The sequence below is a fragment of the Balneola sp. EhC07 genome (genome assembly GCF_001650905.1).
Classification (GTDB): domain Bacteria; phylum Bacteroidota; class Rhodothermia; order Balneolales; family Balneolaceae; genus Balneola.
The window spans coordinates 151,759-175,416 of the sequence record NZ_LXYG01000020.1 but is presented as its reverse complement, the minus strand read 5'-3'; the positions used below and the strand labels follow the sequence as shown (position 1 = coordinate 175,416).

General features: G+C 38.2%; 23 protein-coding genes. 12 read left to right on the top strand and 11 right to left on the bottom strand.

All coding sequences use genetic code 11. The annotated features are described in order from the left end of the window. Nucleotide 1: 1 nt before the first annotated feature. Nucleotides 2–655: a tRNA (guanosine(46)-N7)-methyltransferase TrmB gene (trmB, locus tag A8B79_RS15240; RefSeq protein ID WP_066224449.1), complete on the top strand. Its 654-nt coding sequence runs from the start codon at nt 2–4 to the stop codon at nt 653–655. Here trmB and A8B79_RS15235 read toward each other — a convergent pair. Continuing rightward, nucleotides 652–1,539: a hypothetical protein gene (locus A8B79_RS15235; RefSeq protein ID WP_153038460.1), complete on the bottom strand. Its 888-nt coding sequence runs from the start codon at nt 1,537–1,539 to the stop codon at nt 652–654. The genes trmB and A8B79_RS15235 overlap by 4 nt on opposite strands. A gap of 209 nt (nt 1,540–1,748) precedes the next feature. Between A8B79_RS15235 and A8B79_RS15230 the strand changes: the two genes are divergently transcribed. From A8B79_RS15230 to A8B79_RS15215, 4 genes are all read left to right on the top strand, one after another. Further along, nucleotides 1,749–2,351 (top strand): TetR/AcrR family transcriptional regulator, encoded by a 603-nt coding sequence (locus A8B79_RS15230; protein WP_066224442.1) that lies wholly within the window; start codon nt 1,749–1,751, stop codon nt 2,349–2,351. A 15-nt stretch (nt 2,352–2,366) separates the two neighbouring features. Beyond that, the gene (locus A8B79_RS15225) at nt 2,367–4,859 is read left to right on the top strand and encodes an acyl-CoA dehydrogenase (protein WP_066224439.1); all 2,493 of its coding nucleotides are present in this window, start codon (nt 2,367–2,369) and stop codon (nt 4,857–4,859) included. Between the two features lie 176 nt (nt 4,860–5,035). Continuing rightward, a complete protein-coding gene (locus tag A8B79_RS15220) occupies nt 5,036–5,497 on the top strand; it encodes an Lrp/AsnC family transcriptional regulator (RefSeq protein WP_066224434.1) in 462 nt (153 codons plus the stop codon). Continuing rightward, entirely contained in the window at nt 5,494–6,720 is a 1,227-nt protein-coding gene (locus tag A8B79_RS15215; protein ID WP_082894214.1) for a trans-sulfuration enzyme family protein, read from the top strand. Before A8B79_RS15220 ends, A8B79_RS15215 begins: the two co-directional genes overlap by 4 nt. A 177-nt stretch (nt 6,721–6,897) precedes the next feature. On the opposite strand, the gene A8B79_RS15210 is transcribed toward A8B79_RS15215, so the two are convergent. From A8B79_RS15210 to A8B79_RS15200, 3 genes are all read right to left on the bottom strand, one after another. Continuing rightward, nucleotides 6,898–7,686 (bottom strand): TPM domain-containing protein, encoded by a 789-nt coding sequence (locus A8B79_RS15210; protein WP_066224788.1) that lies wholly within the window; start codon nt 7,684–7,686, stop codon nt 6,898–6,900. Beyond that, complete coding sequence (locus A8B79_RS15205; protein WP_066224427.1) at nt 7,679–8,128, bottom strand: TPM domain-containing protein; 450 nt, start codon at nt 8,126–8,128, stop codon at nt 7,679–7,681. The genes A8B79_RS15210 and A8B79_RS15205 overlap by 8 nt, the downstream gene beginning before the upstream one ends. Before the next feature lie 81 nt (nt 8,129–8,209). After that, nucleotides 8,210–8,800: a LemA family protein gene (locus tag A8B79_RS15200; protein ID WP_066224425.1), complete on the bottom strand. Its 591-nt coding sequence runs from the start codon at nt 8,798–8,800 to the stop codon at nt 8,210–8,212. Nucleotides 8,801–8,891: 91 nt separating this feature from the next. Between A8B79_RS15200 and A8B79_RS15195 the strand changes: the two genes are divergently transcribed. Continuing rightward, nucleotides 8,892–9,593 (top strand): YjjG family noncanonical pyrimidine nucleotidase, encoded by a 702-nt coding sequence (locus tag A8B79_RS15195; RefSeq protein ID WP_066224422.1) that lies wholly within the window; start codon nt 8,892–8,894, stop codon nt 9,591–9,593. Here A8B79_RS15195 and A8B79_RS15190 read toward each other — a convergent pair. From A8B79_RS15190 to A8B79_RS15180, 3 genes are all read right to left on the bottom strand, one after another. After that, entirely contained in the window at nt 9,590–12,004 is a 2,415-nt protein-coding gene (locus A8B79_RS15190; RefSeq protein ID WP_066224420.1) for a TonB-dependent receptor, read from the bottom strand. The genes A8B79_RS15195 and A8B79_RS15190 overlap by 4 nt on opposite strands. Nucleotides 12,005–12,230: 226 nt before the next feature. Beyond that, nucleotides 12,231–13,391 carry an iron-containing alcohol dehydrogenase gene (locus tag A8B79_RS15185; protein WP_066224417.1) on the bottom strand — a complete coding sequence of 387 codons (1,161 nt, stop codon included), beginning with the start codon at nt 13,389–13,391 and terminating at the stop codon, nt 12,231–12,233. A gap of 36 nt (nt 13,392–13,427) precedes the next feature. Continuing rightward, complete coding sequence (locus tag A8B79_RS15180; protein ID WP_066224415.1) at nt 13,428–14,180, bottom strand: MBL fold metallo-hydrolase; 753 nt, start codon at nt 14,178–14,180, stop codon at nt 13,428–13,430. 191 nt (nt 14,181–14,371) lie between these two features. Here A8B79_RS15180 and A8B79_RS15175 point away from each other — a divergent pair, with 191 nt between their 5' ends. The 6 genes from A8B79_RS15175 (at nt 14,372) to A8B79_RS15150 (ending at nt 20,457) form a co-directional block, all read left to right on the top strand. Beyond that, nucleotides 14,372–15,079 carry a DUF305 domain-containing protein gene (locus A8B79_RS15175; RefSeq protein ID WP_066224412.1) on the top strand — a complete coding sequence of 236 codons (708 nt, stop codon included), beginning with the start codon at nt 14,372–14,374 and terminating at the stop codon, nt 15,077–15,079. A 56-nt stretch (nt 15,080–15,135) separates the two neighbouring features. Then, nucleotides 15,136–17,136, top strand: coding sequence for an LVIVD repeat-containing protein (locus A8B79_RS15170; RefSeq protein WP_066224409.1), 2,001 nt, complete (start codon nt 15,136–15,138; stop codon nt 17,134–17,136). Between the two features lie 87 nt (nt 17,137–17,223). Further along, entirely contained in the window at nt 17,224–17,979 is a 756-nt protein-coding gene (locus tag A8B79_RS15165; RefSeq protein WP_153038459.1) for a hypothetical protein, read from the top strand. A gap of 3 nt (nt 17,980–17,982) precedes the next feature. Then, nucleotides 17,983–19,545: an NAD(P)/FAD-dependent oxidoreductase gene (locus A8B79_RS15160; protein ID WP_066224404.1), complete on the top strand. Its 1,563-nt coding sequence runs from the start codon at nt 17,983–17,985 to the stop codon at nt 19,543–19,545. 106 nt (nt 19,546–19,651) lie between these two features. Further along, a complete protein-coding gene (locus tag A8B79_RS15155) occupies nt 19,652–19,945 on the top strand; it encodes a putative quinol monooxygenase (protein ID WP_201118652.1) in 294 nt (97 codons plus the stop codon). A 65-nt stretch (nt 19,946–20,010) separates the two neighbouring features. Next, nucleotides 20,011–20,457, top strand: a complete 447-nt coding sequence (locus A8B79_RS15150) for a GNAT family N-acetyltransferase (RefSeq protein WP_066224399.1) — start codon at nt 20,011–20,013, stop codon at nt 20,455–20,457. A gap of 54 nt (nt 20,458–20,511) precedes the next feature. On the opposite strand, the gene azu is transcribed toward A8B79_RS15150, so the two are convergent. The 4 genes from azu to ccoG all read right to left on the bottom strand — a co-directional run bounded on the left by azu (nt 20,512) and on the right by ccoG (nt 23,651). Next, nucleotides 20,512–20,955, bottom strand: coding sequence for an azurin (azu, locus tag A8B79_RS15145; RefSeq protein ID WP_066224398.1), 444 nt, complete (start codon nt 20,953–20,955; stop codon nt 20,512–20,514). Nucleotides 20,956–21,032: 77 nt separating this feature from the next. Beyond that, on the bottom strand, nt 21,033–21,743 hold the full coding sequence (locus A8B79_RS15140) for a sulfite exporter TauE/SafE family protein (RefSeq protein ID WP_066224395.1): 711 nt from the start codon (nt 21,741–21,743) through the stop codon (nt 21,033–21,035). Beyond that, nucleotides 21,744–22,190, bottom strand: coding sequence for a FixH family protein (locus A8B79_RS15135; RefSeq protein ID WP_066224382.1), 447 nt, complete (start codon nt 22,188–22,190; stop codon nt 21,744–21,746). Between the two features lie 6 nt (nt 22,191–22,196). Continuing rightward, nucleotides 22,197–23,651, bottom strand: a complete 1,455-nt coding sequence (gene ccoG, locus A8B79_RS15130; protein ID WP_066224379.1) for a cytochrome c oxidase accessory protein CcoG — start codon at nt 23,649–23,651, stop codon at nt 22,197–22,199. Nucleotides 23,652–23,658: the final 7 nt, after the last annotated feature.

Here is a 23,658-nt window from a genome sequence, read left to right as displayed (position 1 = left end):
AATGCCGAAGATCAAAGAAAAAAGGATGGAGGAAGTCAGGACATTCGAAAATACATTCGACTGGCATGATTATAACAGCAAGAACCCATTTCCCAAAGGAAGCTGGAATGCTGATATCTTTAAAAATGAAAACCCTATTGTTCTGGAGTTGGCTTGTGGAAAGGGAGAATATTCGACGGGTTTGGCAAAACTCTATCCCGATAAAAACTTTGTAGGTTTTGACTTAAAAGGAAATCGTTTGTGGGTTGGAGCCCAGCGTGCACTGGATCGGGAATTAGAAAACGTTCGGTTTTTCAGAGCTTACATAGATCATCTGGATCAGTTTTTTAAAAAGGAAGAAGTTTCAGATATATGGATAATATTTCCGGATCCGCAACTAAAGAAGGATAGGAAGAAACTTACTTCTCCAAAATTTTTAAAGTTGTATCGGCCTTTATTAAAATCCGGAGCGACCATCAACTTAAAAACGGATAGTCAGGAACTTTATGAGTTCACCAAAGAAGTGATCGAAGAACAGAACCTGCAGCTGTTAAGAGATATAAAAGACGTTCATAAAGAATGTCCGGACGACCCCGAACTTTCAATAAAAACGTACTACGAAAAGATGCATTTAGAGAAAGGGAAACTAATAAAGTTCATTTCTTTCAGGCCTTAGTGAGGTTTAAAGCTATAGATGGTGCTTACAGTTCCGTCTGTTGATATTTTTCTTACTCTTGGTATGATCCCCGGGTCTTCTTCCCAAAACCTCCACCACTTACCATCGCCAATAGTGGATTCTAATACATAAACTTCTCCATTATAGATATCTATTCCGTGTGGAGACCATGGCCTTTCAGATTTCAAAATTGTACTTGCAATACCATCAGGTGATATTTTTATTACCTCTCTATTTCCATAATATGCCAGATATACATTTTTAGATTCATCAACTACCATATCGAAAAATATATTTGCTCCGGAAAAGGGAATGTCTTCAGGATTTCGCTTCTTTAAATTCGAAGCTAGTAATTTGTATTCCTCACCATCATAAATATAAATATCATCCCCGGACATAATGTAAAGTTCTTCGTCAGGCCCCCAGGCAGTGAGATTTATTCGTTCAAAATCAGGTGTATTTAATTTAGTTGTTTTATTTAGGCTGTCTCTGAAAAAAATATCAGAATCTTTGCTAAAGTAGATTTCTTGAGCTTTGCTTACAGAAATCGATTGAATATGGAATTGGGTTTGATCAGAGGTAGCAGGAATCAAAGCGCGATTGGTTGGAGCATCAATTTTCCAAAGTATATTATTATGGTTAGGATTTTGACCACTTCGTTCTGCAGCAAATATTTCTCTGTCTAAATTTCTGGAAAGTATTATATCACTTGGAGATCTTCGAGCTCTCAGAACATGATCCATTTCATTATTCGGTGCTATCTTCCATACACAAGCATAATGGTTGTTATCATCATCAATGGGACAGATAAAAGTAAAGTATATATTGCCGTCCCAGTCTATAACAAGCCCTCCCCAAGGATGAGACTCCAGAATTGGTGACAAGCTTAATGTTAGAAGTATTAATACAAATAGGGATTTAGTTTTATTAATTACACGAAAATTCATGACATATATTATTTCAAGTATAAATAAGTCTTACTGAAATTAAACGGAGTGAAAAGAAGTAAAACTAAATTTTATTTTACAATTGCTTGATTTTCGCCTCAGATTAGTTAACTTCGTTTAGTTAACACTGTTAACCAATCTTGAAAATGAGCAAAAAAGAAGTCCCTTTGAGGGAAAAAATATTAGATACAAGCCGTCATCTTTTATACAATGATGGACATACTGCACTTTCAATGCGTGGAATAGCGAAAGAAGCAGGAGTATCTGCAACTAGTATTTACCTCTATTTTGATAACAAAGATCACCTTTTGCATACATTGATCGAAGAATCAGTAGAAGCTTTGAGTGTATCCATAGAACAAAAAGTAGATTCAAACTCAGGAGTAATCACACAGTTTGAATCTGTGATCAGAAGTTATACAGATTTTGCACTTGCACATCCTGAGAAATACCAGATCATATATATGGTAAAGTCAGAATCAATGGCTCGCTACCCCAAAGAAAAATTCAGAAGGGCGCGAAGATCATACGAGCTTTTAGTAAAAATTATCGAATCGGGAGTCCGTGAAGGTTTGATGGAAGAAGAAGATCCGGTAACAGCGGCTTATTCTATTTGGGCTCAATTGCATGGTGTAATATCGGTAGTATTAAATCAAAGATTAGATAACAGGATCAACAGAGAACATTTTATTGAAAAATCTATTCAACATATTATTGAAGGATTCCTGGTAAGAACTCAGGTTTCTTAAAATTTGGAGAGCATTATGGAAGCATTATCAGAATTATTCGGATTTTTTAGCGAAGTACCACTTTGGGCTTCGATCACTGCAACAGTAATAATAGCTATTGGTTTTGCTTATACAGGAGCACCACTTTGGCTTTGGGCTATAGCGGGTTATGCGGGCTTGATAGGTCTCGATGCTCCGCAATGGCTCTTTATCGCTTATACAGTACCTGTATTGGTTTTTAATATCAAACCGGTAAGAAGGGTATTATTAAGTGGGCCTATTATGAAGTTGCTGGATGCACTTAACTTCCTGCCTACAATATCTCAAACGGAGCAAACCGCAATAGAAGCGGGTAATGTTTGGATCGAAGGAGAGCTATTTTCCGGAAAACCGAATTTCAAAAGAACACTGGAGCAACCTTATCCCGATCTGACTAAAGAAGAGCAAGAGTTTTTTGACGGACCGGTTGAAAGAGTCTGTGAGATGGTGAATGATTGGGATGTCTTTGTAAGAAAAGATTTTACCGAAGAAACATGGGACTTTCTTCGGAAAGAAGGTTTTTTCGGATTAATTATTCCCAAAAAGTATGGTGGGCTTGAATTTTCAGCGACAGCGCACTCTGCTATAGTAGCAAAATTATCATCCAGATGCGGTCCACTTGGAACTACCGTTATGGTACCTAATTCTTTAGGACCTGCAGAGCTTTTAAATCACTACGGAACTCAAAAGCAGAAAGACTATTACTTGCCCAGGTTAGCGGCAGGAGTTGAAATGCCTTGTTTTGCACTTACGGAGCCAAACGCCGGTTCTGATGCAGGAGGAATGACTTCAGATGGTGAGGTATTTAAAGGGGAAGATGGAGAACTTTATCTGAGGCTGAACTGGAATAAGCGATATATTACTTTAGCAGCTATTTCAACTGTTTTGGGATTAGCATTTAAGCTTCGTGATCCGGAGAATTTACTTGGCAAAGGTGAAGACCTTGGAATTACTTGTGCATTAATTCCATCAGATACTGAGGGAGTTGTATTGGGAAAGCGTCATGATCCACTTGGAGTTCCGTTTTATAATTGCCCAACTCATGGGCATGATGTAGTTGTGCCTGTGGACTCAATAATCGGCGGAAAAGAAGGAGCAGGTAATGGTTGGAGAATGTTGATGGAATCTCTGGCGGTTGGCCGTGGTATTTCACTGCCGGCATCCAGTTTGGCGGGAGCAAAATTATCTACCCGAGTTGTTGGAGCCTATGCGGCAATCAGAAAACAATTCGGTTTAAATATTGGAAAATTTGAAGGTATTGAAGAGCCAATGGCTCGTATTGGCGGGTACACCTATTTTATGGAAGCTGCCCGTAAATATACTACCGGAGGGCTGGATCAAGGAGAGAAACCTGCAGTTGTAACAGCGATCGCAAAATACAATTTCACAGAACATACCCGCGAGATCATAAATGACGCGATGGATATAGTGGGAGGAGCCGGAATTTCCAGAGGGCCACGAAATGTGTTTGCTCATGGATATATTTCTTTGCCGATTGCTATTACTGTGGAAGGCGCAAACATCCTCACAAGAACATTGATGATATTCGGACAGGGAGCTATTCGTTGCCATCCATACGCTCTCAATGAGATCAATGCTTTGATGGATAAGGATGTAAAAGGATTCGATGATAATTTTTGGGCGCACATTGGGCATGTTGGAAGAAACAAAGCTCGTTCGTTTATGCTTAGCATTACGCGTGGATATCTGGCAGGTTCTCCTGTAAGTGGACCCGCTGCAAAGTATTACCGAAAAATGGCTTGGGCTTCAGCGTCCTTTGCATTTTTTGCTGATATCGCTTTAGGCTCTTACGGTGGCGGTTTGAAAATGAAAGAAAAGATCGCAGGTCGTTATGCTGATATCCTGAGCTTTATGTATTTGGGAACAGCTACACTAAGAAGGTTTGAAGCTGAAGGAAGACGCAAAGAAGATCTCGATTATTTCAAATGGTCGATGGATTATGTTTTCTATAGAATTCAGGAAGCTTTTGATGGTATTTTAAGAGAGATCAAAGTTCCGGGACTAAGTTGGGGATTTAGGTTAGTAGGTGTTTGGTCACGATTAAATCCAATTGGAACTTACCCATCTGATGAATTAGGACACAGAGTAGCACAGGCTATGCAAGAGCCCGGTAAGGCAAGAGATCGTATGACAGACGGTATGTATATACCTTCAGATCCAACAGAAGCTGTTGGACGCTACGAGAATGCTTTAACTTTAATAACAAACACGAATCCTGTATACAAAAAGCTCTATACGGCTATGAAAAAGCGAGAGCTTCCTAAAGATTCGTTTCTGAACTTGTTGAAACCGGCTTTGGAGAAAAATATAATCACAAAAGCAGAAGCTGAAATGGTTGAAAAAGCAGAAACAGCCAGAACAGATGCAATACAGGTTGATGAGTTTACTTTGGAAGAGTATATGAATGCAACTCCTAAATCTCCGGATGGGGAAGGGTTGAAAACCAAAGAAGTGGATAGCTTGGTATAAGCGTCTGAATTTTCATTCTACATCTAAAGCCCTTCAGGTTAATTCTTGAGGGGCTTTTTTTAGTTTAATATTCTGTATATGTTCTAAATTTAGAATATTATTCTTCGGAATTTTCAATCTATGGCATTATATTTAATGAATAGTTAAATATTAGGTTAATTCAGCCAAATAATGCCATGAAATTGGATGCAACAGATCTTAAAATAGTGGACATTCTTCAAAAAGAAGGAAGAATAGCTAATAATGAACTTGCTTCCAGAATAGGTTTAACTACAACTCCGACTCTTGAGCGTGTAAAGCGCTTGGAACGAGATGGAGTAATTGAAGGATACTCTGCTAAGATAAATCGTGAAGCGGTTAATAAGGGTCTTACGGTTTTTGTCACAGTTACATTAAGTGCTCACCAGTTAAACCGAATGAAGGAGTTTACTTCAGCAGTTAAAGCAATTCCTGAAATATTAGCTTGCTATAACACAACCGGCGAAGGAGATTTTTTACTTCATGTTGTGGCTAAAGACACGAAAGATTATGAGCAGTTGATGAGAACAAAACTCACCACATTACCTGATGTGCAAAGGCTTCATACCAATATTGTATTAAATACCATTAAAGACGAAACAGTGATTCCAGTATTATGATAGACACAAAAGCTAAACAACTTTCATTTGAATCTAGTGCAGTACATGCCGGATCCGGAAAAAAAGATCAATATGGTTCGCATACCACACCAATTTATCAGACTTCTACTTTCGTATTTAAGAATGTTGATGAAGGATCAAAAGCTTTCGCTCATGAAGAAGGAGGAGCTTCTCATATTTATTCTAGGTTGGGAAATCCAACGGTCGAGCAATTAGAACGAGCTATTTGTGAGCTGGAAACCTATGGAATGGAAACCCCGGAATCTTTTTCGGGAGTAGCTTTCGGAAGTGGAATGGCTGCGATAACCACAGGAATAATCAGTCTTGCTAAAGGAAAGCATATCATTGCTCAGGATGCACTTTATGGTTGTACTAGTCAATTCTTAAAAGAAGAAACTGAAATGCTTGGGATGAGCACTTCTTTTATTGATATGACAGATCTGTTCCTGTTGGAAATGGAATTGAAGAAAAATCCTGATACTGCACTCATCTATTTAGAAAGTATTGCTAACCCCACTATGAAAGTGAGTGATATTGAAGCAATTTCAAAACTGGCTAAAGAACATGGTGCTTTGGTTATGGTGGATAACACTTTTGCTACTCCTTATCATTTGCAGCCGCTGAAATTTGATGCGGATGTTGTTGTTCATTCTACTACAAAATATATGGGTGGACATGGAACAATCATTGGCGGAGCATTGGTAGCAAAGAATGAATTATTAGATGAAACGGGTGTTTATCTGTTCAGAAAAAATCTGGGTGGAATCTCTGGTCCAATGGATGCCTGGATAACATTGAACGGAGTTAAAACGCTTGCTTTACGAATGGAAAAACACTCTTCCAATGCGATGAAAGTTGCTGAATTTTTAGAGTCACACCCAAAAGTGGAAACGGTTTGGTATCCCGGTTTGGAATCTCATGCCCAACATTCTCTTGCCGGCTCAATTATGACAAAGGGTTTCGGTGGAGTGATCTCTTTTGAATTGAAAGATGGTTTGGAAGCGGGAAAATCTCTGATGAATAATGTTAAGCTTTGTACTCTGGCAGTAAGCTTGGGAACCGTAGATACCTTAATACAGCACCCGGCTTCAATGACACATTCTGTTGTTGACGAGCAGCTTCGTTGTGATGCCGGTATTACAGATGGATTGGTGAGATTGTCAGTGGGAATTGAAAGTGCGGATGATATTATTGCTGATCTGGAGCAAGCACTTTTGAATTAGGAATTAAAATTGAAATTGGAAAATTAAGAATTAGATTTGTCATTTCGACCGAAGGGAGAAATCTAAACATTGCTTAGAGAGACCTGTAATATTCTACAGGCTCTGTTTTAATTCGAAATCACAAAGAATTCTTAATTCTAAATTCTGCATTCCTAATTCCAAGCCGAAGACTTGGCGCTACCAGCCTCCACCAGCACCACCGCCGCCGGAACCGAATCCGCCACCTCCGCTGAAGCCTCCGAACCCACCACCTCCGGAACCAAAACCGCCTCCGAATGACGATCCACCACTACCTCTTCGTGGCCCTCCGCCTAGTAAACTTCCCCAAAACAGAACTTCACCGGCACTTAGTGTTCTTTTTCCTCCACCGTGATTACCACCTCTTCCTTTCCTTATTAGAACAAAGATGATCACAATTATAAAAATGACTATTTCTACAGGAAATGAACCATCGTTTGAATTAGACTGTAATTCAGGTACACCTTCAAACTCTCCGGTAGCAAGTGCAATGAGTGCATCAGTAGCTCTGTCTAAGCCACCGTATACATCACCATTTCTAAAATTTGGTCGAAGTATGTTTTCATAGATACGATTTGCCATGACATCGGGGATTGCTCCTTCAAGTCCATAACCAACCTCGATCCACATTTCCCGATCTGTCTCTGAAATTAGTATTAAAACCCCGTTGTATCGATCCCCTTCCCACATTTTCCATTTCGAAAAAGTTTCTGTTGCTAGAGGTTGTATTGCAATACCATCAAGCGATTCAATCGTAGCTATAGCGATTACATTCGTTGTAGTATCTCTATAATTTCGGAGTTTTTGCTCAAGTCTGTTAACCTCAGAACTTGAAAGCATATTGGCATAATCGTTAACCATTCCTTTTGCTCGCTCAGGAAGAATATCCTGACCTAAAGCACTCAATGAGATAAATAAGATCGTTATAAGTAAAAATAATTTACGCATCTTTATTATCTCCATAACTTATATCATCCGGTAATTCATTGATGTCATCTTCGCCTTGATAGGGGAAAAATTCTCTTAATTTGTCACCTATTTTCAGAACAGCTTCTCTTAACCCGGTTTCATAATCATCAGCCATGAAATACTTGGTAAGGAGTTCAAGTTCGTCATCCCAGAAATCCTGTCCAACTTTCGAATGGATTCCTTCATCTCCCCAAATTGCAATTTTATGATCTTCGGAAGCTACATAAATTATGGTTCCGTTCCGGAGTTCTGTTTCATGCATATTGAGTTCTGCAAAAACTTCCTTTGCTCTTTCTATAGGATCTTCTTGCTCACATTTTGCTTCTAAGTGTACACGGATTTCTCCGGAAGAAGATGTTTCGGCCTCTCTGATTGCACGGATTACTGCTTTCTCTTGATCTTCGTTAAGGAATTCTTTCATGGGAATAGTAGTGAGATATTAGACATAAGATGTAAGAGTGTTCTGATGTCTTACATCTTATGTCTTAGTTCTTGTGTCTTTTCAATTACCAAAATCTACTGTCGGAGCATTTTCTGCACCTTGATCTGCTTCGAAGTAAGCTTTTCTTTCAAACCCACCGATAGAAGCAAAAATACTTGTCGGGAACTTTCTGATAGAACTATTGTAATTCTGAGCTGTATCATTAAATCGTTTTCGCTCAGTAGAAATTCTGTTTTCAGTACCTTCTAACTGACTTTGCAAATCTCTGAAATTAGAATTTGCCTTCAACTCAGGGTAGCGCTCAACAGAAACCAAAAGTCTGGATAAAGCACCGCTCAACTCACCTTGTGCTTGCTGGAACTGTTGAAATTTAGCAGGATCGCTAAGATCACTAGCGTTGATGTTTACAGAAGTTGCTTTACTTCTGGCTTCAATTACTGAAGTTAAAGTTTCTTGTTCGAAGTTAGCAGCACCTTTAACGGTATTTACCAAATTTGGTATCAGATCCGCTCTTCGCTGATATTGGTTTTCCACTTGTGCCCAGGCTCCCTCAACTGCTTCTTCTTTTTCAACTAACCCGTTATTTATGCTTATGCCAAAAAAAACGAGCAAGCCTACAACAACAAGCCCTATAATTAATTTACCTTTCATGATTTTGTATTTAGTTGTTTAACTTAAGCCCGCTTACGAGCCTAAATTTATTTTGGTTCATTCAATTCAACAATAATCAAAAACTATTCCATTGTCAGACCTAAAACCAAAATTCATCTACTTTGACCTGGATGACACACTTCTTGATCACAAAAAGGCAGAACAAAATGGACTTAAGGATGTTCATAGACATTTTGAAGAATTTAATGACATTTCGCTGGATAGTCTGATCGCTACTTATCATACCATCAATAAAGGGTTGTGGGAGGAATATGGAAGGGGAGAGATCGATCGGCATATCCTGCACAGACGAAGGTTTGAAGAAACTTTTATCGAATTAGGCATTTCTGCAGCACTTTATGAAGAAGCCGGAAAAGTCTATATGAATTATTATCGTAATCACTGGGAATGGATCGCAGGTGCAGAAGAAGCTTTCGACAGAATCAGAGCAACATATAATGTGGGTATAATAACAAATGGATTTGCTGAAACACAATGGATGAAGATCAAGCAGTTTGGGTTTGAAGAAATGGTAAGTCAAATTGTCATCTCTGAAGAAATAGGTGTAATGAAACCACATCCCAAGATCTTTGATCACAGTACAGAGTTAGTTGGTATTGAAAGATCAGACATCCTATATGTAGGTGATTCCCTTACTTCGGATGTAGAAGGAGGTAAAGCGGCAGGATGGAAAGTGGCCTGGTATACTTCAAATCCGGATAAAAAAGGAATAGAATTAGCAGATATTGTATTTAATGATTTTGAGGAATTAATAGACCGAATTAAAGCTTAAAAGTTAGCTCTTACGGCTACAAAAAAGTTTCTTCCGGGGGCTGCAATTCCTGATGAATACGGTCGGTATCTTTTATCGGTTATATTATCAACGCCTGCGCTAACTTTTACAGTAGAACTTACCTCATAAGCTGAATTCAAATTCAAAGTGAACCATCGGGGAGAATAGGGATTACCTGAAATATCTTTTGCATACAGATAATCTTTTCCTTTCTCTGATGGGGCTAATTCGGAATTAGAAAGTTCACCATTGTATTCTGCATAAAGATCTACTTCCAGTTTATCATAGGTATAACTAAGATGTGTTTCTCCAAAAGTAGGTGCCGCATGTCTTAAAGGAGCCATAGTACCATCATCTTGTTCTTCCTCTCCTTTTTGAATATTAATTTGGCTCGAAACTCTAAAACCTGACGAGAGTTCTAATTTTACTCCGGCTTGTATTCCATATACTGTGGCCTGAGCAGAATTCTGTATCGCTTGAACTCTACTGGAACGACCATCATACTGAATACTATCCTGTCCATTAATGGTGAAGTCTCTTCTTACCAAAGCATCTTTCAGAATCGTATAGTAGCCTGTTACATCAATTTTAACTGCTTTGCTAAAGACTTTGGCAAAGCCGATATCTGCGTTATAGGCGTATTCCGGTTTAAGATTTGAATTTGGTACTACTACGGAACCAGGTTCTGAATCAAAGACTTTTGCTGCGTCATCAATATTCGGAGCGCGGTATCCTGTTGACAGGTTAGCATTTATCTGCAGAGTTTCATTTAGTGAATAAACCAATCCTAAACTTCCGGTAAACGCACCCTCATTTATAGAAATGCTATTGAATGATACCGGATAATAAGTTTGATCAAATTCTGCGTCTAAGAAGAAATGACTATAACGAACACCACTTTGAATGTTAATTTTATCAGAAAATTTTAATCGGTGACTTAAATATCCTGAAAATGAATTCCAATCAGATCCATCAGGATAACGAGTGGAAGTAGGAGAAGTAGAGTTATCGTCCATATCCTGACTGAACCCAAAAGAGGAAATGTCATTTAGAACAACTTCTCCTCCATAAAAAAGCCTGCTAGTTGAGTTCATATTCTTTTCAAGATCCAGATTTACGGTATACACATCTACGTTTTCTTCCCTGGATACTTTTTCATCAGACTGATACCTACGGGTATGTCTGCTTTCACGGAAGTACTGCTGGGAAAGAGTTAAACTTGCATGATCAAAAAATCTTCCGTCAGATGTACGAAGTATATTCAAGTTGGTCATTTGCCAGATCTGAGGGCCATAATACCACTCAGCATAGCTTGGAGTTCCTGTATCATTGGTTAATGTAAGTCTGTCGAAGCGATCCAGATCTGAGGATTCTGAATAATGAAATCCTAAATTGATATCCCAGTTTTCATTAGGTGAGTAACGAAGTTTTTGCATCAAGTTAAGTTGATTGAATCTGGTGGGAGTGAGTATCTGTGGATCTGAATTAGAGATCACTGAGTCACCATTCTGATCTTGAGTAACCTCAAAAGTTCTTAAATATTCATTAGGCCCGAATGAACCAATTCTTAGATCATCAAAATCTGAATAGCTTATACTGGAAAGCGATGCAAATTTTTGTCTTCCCAGATTAACATCAACATGAATAGTTCGTTCATTGTTAGCAGTAGATGCTCTGGCAGTACTATTACCTCTGGCGTACAATTCATCATTGGTGGAGAAAACAGGTTTAGATGTATAAAAACTCATAACACCTCCGATAGCATCGCTTCCGTAAATTACGGAACCGGGACCGAAAATAATTTCTGTATTCTGAATCGCAAATGGATCCAGAGATATAACATTATGAACATTTCCGCTTCTGAAAATAGCTGTGTTCATTCGAACTCCATCTACAGCAATAAGAACACGATTGGTAGCAAATCCTCTTATCATTGGGCTACCTCCACCAAGTTGACTTTTTTGAACGAATACTTCGCCGGAAACTGTGAGAAGGTCAGCTGCTGTTTGAGGGTTTTGAAGCTGAATACTTTCTGGATTAATGGAGGTTACTTTAAGTGGAACCTCTCTGGTTTCCTGTTTCCAGTGAGAAGCGGAAACAACAACTTCATTCAGTGCGATATCTGATGGAGACAGAGCGATCATGAATTTTAGCTCTTTAAGTTCTTTATAGCTGAAGACCTTTTCTCTGTAACCTACATACCGAATAGAAATACTTTTGGACTCTTTAAACGCTGAAATATCAGCTTGTCCCTGAATATCAGTAACAGTTGAGATGTCATTTTTTGCATCAAAGAGAGTGGCATATTCAATAGGTAATCCGGTAGTATTATCCGTAACCGTAATAGTTTGCGCGTTTGCTATTATCGATGACAACCCAATAAATATGCTAAGTAGTAGCAGTTCCCTCATATAAAGTGTTTGCAGATGAATTAAGCTTGAAGATATATAATTACTTCGAGCTCGGAAAATTGTGCAAAATTACGTCTTTTTTTAACTACACACGCATAAACTTTACTAAAAGTTACTAATTCATTAGCTACGATAGTTAGATCTAAGGGTAATCCGTACTACAACACTTTATACATTTTTGAATTTATTGATTTTACAAAAAAACGAATTATTAGATCAGAACGAGTTAATAACTCATTTCAACGATCTTTTTTGCATCATCAGGAGTGATGTTTTGCTTTTCTCCCAAGCCTTTCCAATTTCTCTCTTCGAAGCGTTCTTTCACAATAGCAGCTGTTTTTTCATACTTATCAGTATAATCAGAAAGTTTAGTTTCCATTTCCAGAGAATGAAAATAATCTTCGGTTTTTCTGATCCCCGCTTCTGCCTTTTCTTCTAAAGAACCTTCTGATACTCCCCAAACTCTTTCCGCATATTGAGCAAGTTTTTCCTTTTTATCATCAAGTTTATATCTCAATTGACTGGGATGAATAATGGCCAAAGTTCGTGCATGATCGATCCCATAAAGAGCAGTTAATTCATGAGCCATCATATGTGTTGACCAATCGTTTGGTGTGCCTACTCTTAGTAAACCATTTAGAGCCATCGTACAACTCCACATGAAATCAGAAGCAGCATCATAGTCCGAAGGATCTTCCATAACTTTAGGAGCAACTTCGATCAAAGTTTGCATCACGCTTTCAGCAATTCTGTCCTGAAGTCTGGCAGCGACCGGGTAAGTCATGTACTGCTCAATTACATGGGAGAAGGAATCCACTAAACCATTAGCTATCTGTCTTTTAGGAATCGAATGAACGACCTGTGGATCAAGAATTGAAAATTGTGGAAATAATCCCGGTCCACCCATAACTCTTTTTTCTTTTGTTTCTTTGCGCGTGATCACAGAACCGGAATTCATTTCAGAACCGGTGGCAGGAAGTGTTAAAACGGTACCAAAGGGCATTCCTTGATAAGTACGAATTCCTTTTGCCAGAATATCCCATGGCTCATCTCCTTCATAAGTGGCAGCTCCGGACAGAAACTTCACACCATCAATAACTGAACCACCACCAACGGCAAGGATAAAATCGATGTCTTTAGTTTTGATGATTTCTAAAGCCTCAAGTAAAACAGCGTATTCCGGATTTGCAGGAACTCCGCCAAATTCTGTTACGTCATGATCTTTGAGGGCTTGTGAAACCTGATCATAAACACCATTCTTTTTGATGCTTCCACCTCCATAAACCATAAGTACTTTTGCGTTTTCAGGAATCTCAGATGAAAGTTTCGAGATCTGGTCTTTCCCGAAAATGATCTTAGTTGGATTTTGGAATTCGAAGTTTAGCATAGATTTAGATAAATGGTTATGGGTTATTAATTGAATTTAGTTGCTTGGATACCAGTCTTTCAAAACTACATTCACTTCAGGATTACCAACCGACATAATTTTTTTAAATCGTTGAATGTCCTGTCCGCGATGATGATATGGATACATTACAGTTGGAGAAAATTCTATAACCGCACTAGCCGCCTGATAGATATCCATCGTATAAGGCAAGTTCATGCAGACAAAAGCGATATCAATGCTTTCCAGATTTCTCATTTCAGGGATATCTTCTGTATCTCCGGACAGATATACATTCGTTCCTCCAAAATTGATAACGTAGCCGTTTCCTCTTCCTTTTTTGTGTCTTGAAGATTCATCATCCGGCAGATTGTACATTGCAACTCCGGTAACCTCAATTCCCAATTGAGTAGTAGTTTCCTTATTTCCGATTATCACGATCTGATCCTGCATTTCTTCGCCCATTCGGTCAGCAACTGCCTGTGGAACTACAAATATGGTGTTTTTGGTATCCAATCCCGAAATGGTTTCCGAATTCAAGTGATCACCATGGATGTCTGTGATCAGAATAAGATCGGGGGAATTAAAATCAGAGAATTTCTGTGCTCCACCATATGGATCAACGAAAATAGTTTTACCATCGAAAGTGAAGGCTACCGTTCCGTGATTTACAGGATGTATGAGCAGCTTCCCTTTTTCGGTCTCATAAGTATCAGGTGAATTTGATAGTTGTGCAATGGCCGAGATGGAAACAAATGCAATGATTGTTAAAAGGGATATTATTTTTTTCATAGATACTAATTTGTTATTTGCACATTCAACAATCCGGAACCTTTTTTAATTCATATAAGCAAAGAAATAATCTCGTTTATTTGGCGGGGATAAATTGTGTCTTAAAAAGGTTTTGTTTTGTCTTTTAATACTCGATTGGTTAACCTGTGTGCTTTGAATAGAAGCTATACACAGGTAAATTTTAAAATTCTATGCCATCGGCAAAAAAGACTTTATTAATAAATGCATTATTGGTTTCAACTCTGATCTTTAGTGCATGTTCTTCAAGTAAGAATACAAGTTCAGAAAATGCATCTGAACAAAGAAATAATCGACCCAGCAATGCAGAATTAGAAGAGATTTATTGGGCGAGAATTGACAGCTCAAAGATGAATTTCACAGAAGCGGATGTAAAATTCATGACTGGAATGATCGGTCATCACGCACAGGCATTGATCATGTCCCGATTGGCTCCGGAAAATGGAGCAAGTTCTCAGGTTCAGACATTAGCAGCACGAATAATTAATGCCCAAAAAGATGAAATTGCTTCAATGCAAACCTGGTTGCGCGACCGAGATCAACCGGTACCCGAAGTTCATATAGAAGGGTTAAATCTAATGATCCATGGTGCGGGTATGGATCACTCAAACCATATGAATATGGCAGGAATGCTGAGTCAGGAACAATTGGTGGAGTTAAGTGAAGCAAAAGGAAAAGAATTTGACCGCTTATTTCTTACCTATATGATCCAACATCATCAAGGGGCAGTTACGATGGTTAAAACTTTGATAAGTACTGATGGTGCGGCTCAAGATGAGCAGGCATTCAGGCTGTCTACAGATATTAATGTAGATCAAATCACAGAAATTGAACGAATGAAATTAATGCTGAATAAAATAGAATCAGAATCTAAAGATTGAGCATCAATATCATCTTCAAATTTTTCACAGACAAAACATAAACTTTAAGGTCAATTATGAAACTTAATAAACTTACAAAAACGGGAGTATTTAAGAGTGTTTGGATATTTCTATTTTCAGCTGCGTTGATGACTTATGCTTGTTCATCAACCGAGCCAATGATGGATGTAGATTATACTTCTCCAACCGTGAATTCGCTCTCTAATGTAGATTCTCCAACACCTGATCCCAGAGTTGGATTGGGTGCCGGACTTTTCGATGCTGAAGAAGCAATTTGGAATCTGAATAAATTATCAAGCACACCTCCACCTGAGGCATTTCTTGGAGTAACAAACTCTGATCTTGCTTTCAAAGGTAAATATGCCATTCAGGGAAATTATAATGGAGTTTTAGTTTGGGATATTTCTGATCCTGCAAATCCTGTATTGGTTAAAGATTATTTATGCCCGGCATCGCAAAGTGATGTTTCTGTATATGGTGATCTTATGTTTGTTTCAGGAGAAGGGTTAAGCGGTCGTTTAGATTGTGGTACAGAAGGTGTTCAGCAAGCAGTTAGTGACGAGCGACTTCGTGGAATCAGAATATTTGATATCAGCAATATTGAAGAACCTGAGTATGTAGCTAACGTTCAGACTTGCAGAGGCTCACATACGCATTCAGTTCTTAAAGATCCGAATGATGATGAAAACGTTTATGTGTATGTATCAGGATCAGCTTCTGTACGTCCTGAGGAAGAGTTGCCTGGTTGTTCTGATATGTCACCAGACGACGATCCGAATTCTGCATTATTCAGAATAGAAGTAATAAAGGTTCCCTTGAGTAATCCGGAAATGTCAAAGATCGTAAGTTCTCCTAGAATTTTCGAAGACCTGAAAGCACCACCAACTCACGGAATGTCTCCGGCTGATGCAATTGAGATCGAAAAAGCTAGAAAAGCCGGCGCATTTATTATAGAGTTTAATGGACAGGAAACTGTAGTTCCTGATAGGTTTGTAACTCAGTTAATGTCTAATGCTTTGGGAGTGCAAGGTGAGCCGACAGCCGCAGATAGTGCTGCATTAAGAGAGCAATTACCGGCTATTGTTGCACGAATGTTTGGTGGAGGTGATGGTGATAGCGAAGAAGATGATCGTGGAGGACCAACTCAGTGTCATGATATTACATTGTATCCTGAAATTGGTTTAGCAGGTGGGGCTTGTGAAGGTTATGGACTTTTGCTGGATATTTCTGATCCGGCGAACCCAACAAGAATTGATGCAGTAGCAGATTCTAATTTCTCTTACTGGCACTCAGCTACATTCAGTAATGATGGGAAGAAAGTTTTGTTTACAGATGAGTGGGGCGGTGGCGGACAGCCTAAATGCCGTGAAGCAGATCCAATGGAATGGGGAGCGAATGCAATCTTTACTATTGAAAATGGCAAAATGGAATTTCAGGAATACTATAAACTTCCTGCTCCTCAAACTTCACAGGAAAATTGTGTAGCACATAACGGTTCAATGATTCCGGTACCCGGAAGAGAGATCATGGTTCAATCGTGGTATCAAGGTGGAATTTCAGTATTTGACTGGACTGATCCTAACAACCCGATTGAGATCGCTTTTCAGGATTATGGTCCTATAGCGGCAGACCGCATGGCTAACGGTGGAAGTTGGTCTGTGTATTGGTACAATGGCGCTATCGTAAGTTCTGAGATCGCTCGAGGACTTGATATCTTTGAACTCGAAGCCACTCCATACATTACTCAAAATGAAATTGATGCCGCTAATACAGTTAAGCTTGAATATCTGAATGCTCAGGGTCAGCCTAAGTTTGTTTGGCCGAAAACTTTTGCTCTTTCTAAGGCTTATGTGGATCAGCTTGAAAGAAATAAAGAGCTGGACAATACCGCTGTTAAAATGGCTCGACAGAGTTTAGCTAATGCTGAAGCTGCAAATCCGAAGGTGAGAAAGAAAATTCTTACTGAGCTTGCTGATAAAATGGATGGTATGGCTTCAGATAATGAAAAAGTAAAAATGCTTGCTGAATCTGTGCGAGGCTTAGCTTCAAATCAATAAGCAGTAGCATTTATAATTAGTTATTTTAAAACCCTGATGTGGATTAAATTCTGTATCAGGGTTTTTTATTTAGAGAAATATTCATTTATGCGTGTCGCCCTTTTAATACTTCTTATTAGCTTATCTTTATTTTTCACAAGTTGTGATGGTGAAAAAAATAGAATCCGTCATGAAAACAAAGAACTAATCGACCACTTAAAAAGTGGTAATTATATTTTGGTAGAAGAAAATGAAATAGAAGTAAATGGTAGTTTTGGAAATGATTCTTTGTTAGTTGAATACTATTCAGTTTCACCAGAAGAATATTATGAAGCTTTTGAATCTGTAGGTTATTTGCAGAAGCATTTTTCACGAAAAGAAAAGATAAATGAAGGCTTTGGTCAAAATGCCTATCGTAAGAATGATTCGTTAGTATTAGTTGGTAACTCTAAGAATTATATACTCACCGAAAATGTAAGAGATGAATACTTTTACGAGGGTAGAAGAGGAAACTTGCACATAATTCAAGCTATGGAATTTGAAGATGTAAATACTTACTTCATAAGTTCAAAAAATGGAAAAGTAGTTTATACAAAATGGGGAGATTCAGTAGCAACTTACCCGGATGAAGAAATAGTATTTTATTCAGATAATTTTTTGAATAGGCTAAGGGATTCAACAGAGACCTCTTTTTATCAAATTGAAAATGATAGTTTAAAAAACCTAGTTACAATCAAAAGCAAATGGTTCGCTACCTTTGCTTTTTTTAAGCACCCTAACGAGCTTTATTATTTACACAGTTTACATGAGATTAATTCATCAAGGAAGTCTAGCTATGCAAAGATGAAAATCCAAGAAAAGTAGTTTATGCAAAAAGAATTACAGCTCAGAGTCATACCGGAAGTAGCCGCTCAAAAAGATGAGTTAAAAGCCTATATCTCCAAAACCACAGAAATTGATGTATCAGAAATCAATCATATTGAAATTCTGAAGCGTTCAATTGATGCCCGTCAGCGACAGGTGAAGATCAATTTAAAAGTTCGTGTTTATATAGGAGAGGCATTCGAGGAAGAGAAAGTAACTCCTCCGAAGTTTGAAAAAGTACACGACAAAGAAACTGTAATCATTGTTGGGGCAGGACCGGCAGGACTGTTTGCTGCGTTGAAGTGCATTGAGTTGGGATTAAAACCGGTTGTTTTGGACAGAGGAAAAGATGTGAAATCCAGAATCAAGGATCTGAAAAACATCAATGTGAATCACGTTGTGAATTCGGATTCTAACTACTGCTTTGGAGAAGGAGGAGCCGGAACATATTCTGATGGAAAATTATATACACGATCCAAAAAAAGAGGAGATGTTAATCAAATTCTGGAATTGTTGGTGGCGTTCGGTGCAAAAAAGGATATTCTGGTTGACGCTCATCCACATATCGGGACGAACAAGCTGCCAAGAATCATCGCAAAGATCCGTGAATTCATATTAGAATATGGCGGAGAAATTCATTTCAATTCGAAAGTTACTGATCTGTTGATCGAGAATGATCAGATCAATGGAGTTCAACTGGCCAACGATGAAGTCTTTAATGCAAAGTTCGTAATTTTGGCAACAGGACATTCAGCCCGAGATATATTCGAATTACTTCATAAAAAAGGAATAGAAATTGAAGCTAAGCCCATTGCGATAGGAGTTAGGGTAGAACATTCACAATCTTTGATCGACTCCATTCAGTACAATTGTGATGAGCGTGGAGAGTATTTGCCCCCGGCGCCTTATAAGATCGTGAAGCAGGTTAATGAAAGAGGAGTGTATTCCTTTTGTATGTGTCCCGGTGGAGTAGTGGCCGCTTGTGCAACAAAACCCGGTGAAGTGGTCACAAACGGATGGTCAGGTTCTCAACGATCTCGTCCGACAGCCAACTCAGGAATTGTGGTAGAACTTGAAATGGATGATTTCAAGGAATTTGAAGAATACGGTCCGCTGAAAGTGATGGAATTCCAAAAAGCTATCGAGAAAAAAGCGTGGGAAGTAGCAGGGAAAACCCAGAAAGTTCCGGCTCAAAGATTGGTGGATTTCACCAAAGGAATTGTATCCAAAGACTTACCGAATACATCGTACACTCCGGGATTGACATCCGCTAACTTACAGGAAGTTTTTCCTGATTTCATGTATGAAGCTTTGAAGAACGGGTTTCTCAAATTCGGGAAAACCATGAAAGGATATTTAACCAATGAAGCGGTAGTTCATGCACCGGAATCCAGAACTTCCAGTCCGGTAAGAATCCCTAGAGATCATAAAACATTAGAACATGTCAGGATAAAAGGTTTATTTCCCTGTGGAGAAGGAGCGGGTTATGCGGGTGGAATTGTGTCGGCAGCTATTGATGGTAGGAAATGCGTTGAAGCAATTAAGAATTACTCAATGAAGAATTAAGAATCTCACAATAATGAATTTGAAATTAAATTATATCGCAAGATTTTAATTCAAATTTAAACAAGTAAGACCCTTCAGGGTCGCAGTACTTATAAAAACCAAAATTATGAAATACGGGCTTTCGGGAAGTTTTACGGCAGTTGAAGGGAAAGGGGATGAGCTGGCTTCGATCTTAGAAGAAGCGGCTAACTTGATGAAATCAGCAAAAGGATGTCTGATTTATATTGTAGGACAACAGTCTGATGATAAAGATATCGTGCACGTTTTTGAGGTGTGGGATTCTAAACAAGATCACGATGATTCACTTAGTATTGATGGTGTTCGTGAACTGATTGGAAAGGCAATGCCCATTATTGATGGAAAACCAAGTGGAACTGAAATTGATATTGCCGGTGGGTGAGAGGTTTTGAATTAGGAATGTAAGAATTAGGAATAAGCGAATATGAGAATTAGGAATAGGGGATTATGATCATCAAAAAAGCAACATTATCAGATTTAGAAGAACTCAATGAATTATTTGATGGATACCGAGTTTTTTATGAAAAGGAATCAGATAAAAAGTCGAGTAAAGCGTTTTTGAAAGAACGTATCGAACAAAATGAGTCAGTTATCTTTATTTCTCGAAATAATGACGGCGTTGCTACCGGTTTTGTTCAGTTATATCCATTGTTTTCGTCAACCAGAATGAAAAGATTTTGGTTGTTGAATGATTTGTACGTCGACTCAAATTTCAGGGGACAAGGGTTTTCGAAAGCACTTATTGAAAGATCTAAAGAGCTTTGTCATGAAACTGATGCTTGTGGTATGATGCTGGAAACGGCGAAGGATAATCACGTTGGAAATCAGCTTTATCCGGTAACCGGTTGGAGTTTAGACAAAGACCACAATTTTTATACATGGGATGTTGAATAAAAAAAGCCTTAATTCGATTCGAATCAAGGCTTGTAAATAGTGCGGATTTTAGAATCAGCTCACAACAAATGTGCCCTGCATGATGCCGTAGTGTCCGGGAAAAGTACAAATAAATGTGTATGTACCTTTTGCAGGAGCTTCAAAAGTAATGGTGTCAGTTTCACCACCGCCTAATAGCTCGGTTGCAACAATAATATCTTTTGAATCTTTTGGTAGATAGTCGTTGTCTTTAGCTTTCATTGCTTCCATTGCAAAGTCTTTTACAACAACGCCTTCTTTAAGAAGAACCCAATTGTGTCCCATCGCTTGCTTAGGTAGCTTTCCAACATGCTTTAGAGTTAAAGTGATTTTTTCTCCAGCTTTTACGCTGATCTCTTTAGTGTCGAATTGCATTCTGTCATTTGCTTCAACAGTAATTTCTGTTGCTACATTTGTTGCCGGGTTAGTAGCTGTAGAAAAAGATAAAAATGCTGATAAAAATAGAATTATAATATTCATGACTTATTAATTTTGTTTTGTTTAAGATGATTTAATTTAAGGTTGTTATGTAAAGATTTGATGAAGAAATAAATGGGTTAAATATTTTTAGACGGAAATACACAAAATGCTTCAATGGTGTTCATAAAAGCACCGGATACATTTAGATCTTGCAATAAAATTCCTCTTAATACCAAAAAAGAACCCAAGGCAAATGCGAGATAAGGCATATATTTTTTAATACTGCTTCTTAGATCCATTGAGATGAAATTAGGCGAAACGTATATCGAAAAAAGTGCGGGTAAAGTACCTAGCCCGAAGAGAGTCATATAAAGCATACTATGGTAGGGAGTTGAAGTTAATACCGCCGCAGCTAAACCTGTATATACAAAAGCACAGGGAAGTAACCCATTTAGTAATCCCATACTAAAAAGTGCACTTTTTGATTGCTTCCGTATCAGAATTCCATATGCTTGATTAATAGCAGAAATAAACTTCTGTAAAACTTCAGGTCTTTTTTTGGGATATAATTTCGTAGAAAATAAGACCCCGAGAATAATCAAAATACCTAGAACAATAGAAAGCGTACTTTGAAAACCAGCCAAAGTAATTTGTTTTCCCAGAAACCCGAAAATCAGTCCAAAGAAAGCATAAATCAGGATTCTCCCGAGATTATAAACTATTGCATTAAAGGTGATTACTGAGAATGAGGAACTAGATTTTGGTAAACTGAGTACAATAGGACCACACATACCAACGCAGTGAAAGCTTCCAAAAAATCCTAATCCTAATGCAGTCCAAAGTTCCATCTATATAATAATAGTTTTCTCTTCCAGATAGCTTTTTTCGTCAGCATTCCACTCTATTTTCAATACCCATTTTCCTTTTTCTAAGGTTGAAGTAGAAATAAGTTGAATACCGTTAGCATTTACGCTAAGTGGTAATTTTTTATCCATTTCAGGATTGTTAGGGCGGTAGAGTTTAACGTCTCCTTGTGCTTTTCCAACAAAATTATTCGGGAAAACCACGCGTAAAGCTTCAAGTTTTTCATCAAAAACAATAACCACAGGATCCTCTAACTCAGAAGACCGTTTTTTCTGATCTATTGTCTGCTGATATTCTACGCCTTCTTCATAATGTTCATTTGTTACTAAGAAGAAGTCGAGACTTATTAAGTAGCTTACTACACTTAATGTGGCTATTACAAAAACCGTAATCGCCAATGCTAAGCCGCTGCCCCAGTTTAATTTTTTCATTGTTGTTTATTTTGCCGGACCAATAAATCCGGAGGTTACAGTTTCAATTTGTTCGTTACCCGAATACACTCCAAAGGTAAGAGTGGTTTGCAAACCGGTTAATTGGTTCTTGTTTAGTTTTATTAGAAATCTGCCTTCAGCAAGATTTTGAGGTTCTATAGAATCTATATTCCCAAGTGATACCATTTCTCCCGCCGGTGCAATTAATCTGAGCTCATAGTCTTGAGTATCAAAAGTCTTGTTAATTACTTTTATCTCATAAATATTGCTGTATATATCGTTTGGAAGTTCCTGATACAGGGTTCCGGGCTGACGAAGAATGGTAGTTTCTAAATCAGTTCTCATACTCATAAGAGTTATAAAAACGGTGAGTAAGACTATAAGAACTCCGGAATACCCGGCAACTCTTGGAGTAAGTATTTTTTTGGTTTCATTTCTGATGCTGTTTTCTGAAGCGTAGCGAATCAATCCTCGTGGTTTATCTATTTTATCCATCACAGCATCACAAGCATCAATACATGCAGTGCAATGTACACATTCAAGTTGGGTGCCATTTCGGATATCAATACCCATTGGGCATACTTTTACACACTGTGAACATTCAATACAATCACCAAAATCAGCACCGGAAGGAAGTCCGAGATCTGCTAATGTTGCCTTCCCCGCAATCACTTTGTTTCGATTAGCAATTTTTGCGCGATGTTCTCCTCTTTTGTAGTCGTACATTACGTTAATGGAGTTATTGTCGAGCATAACAGATTGCATACGTCCATATGGACAAACAAAATGACAAACCTGTTCTCTCATGAATGCAAAAACACCATAGAAAACACCGCTAAAAATAATCATTGCAGCTAAACCACCCGGGTGTTCAGAAGGAGGGTCTGTTACAATTTCAAAAAATTGATCTTTACCTATTATATAAGCTAAAAACAGATTTGAGATAATAAATGCCAATGCATAGAAGATTGCATGTTTAGATCCTTTCTTAAAGATCTTTTCAGCATTCAAAGGAGCTTTTTTTAATCGAATTTGTGATGCTGAGTCACCTTCGATCCAGTATTCAATTCTGCGGAAAACCATTTCCAGAAAGATAGTTTGTGGGCAAGCCCATCCACAAAAAAGTCTTCCAAATATCGTTGTGAATAAAACAATGAATACGATAAAGGAAAGCATCCCAAAAACAAGAAGGTGTAGATCTTGTGGCCAAAAAGCGACTCCAAAGATCACAAATTTACGTTCCAGTATATTAATCAATAGTAACGGATTACCATTAATTGTGATAAAAGGACCGGAAAAGAAAAATGCTAAAAGAAACATAGCTACAATGGACCGGGCGTTGTAAAAACGCCCTTTCGGTTTTTTGGCATGAATCCAGTTTCTGCCTCCGGTTTCGCTAACTGTAGCAAGCCGATCTCTGAATTCTTCTTTTCCGATTTGTCTTCCTTGTTCTTGAGACATTATGGTC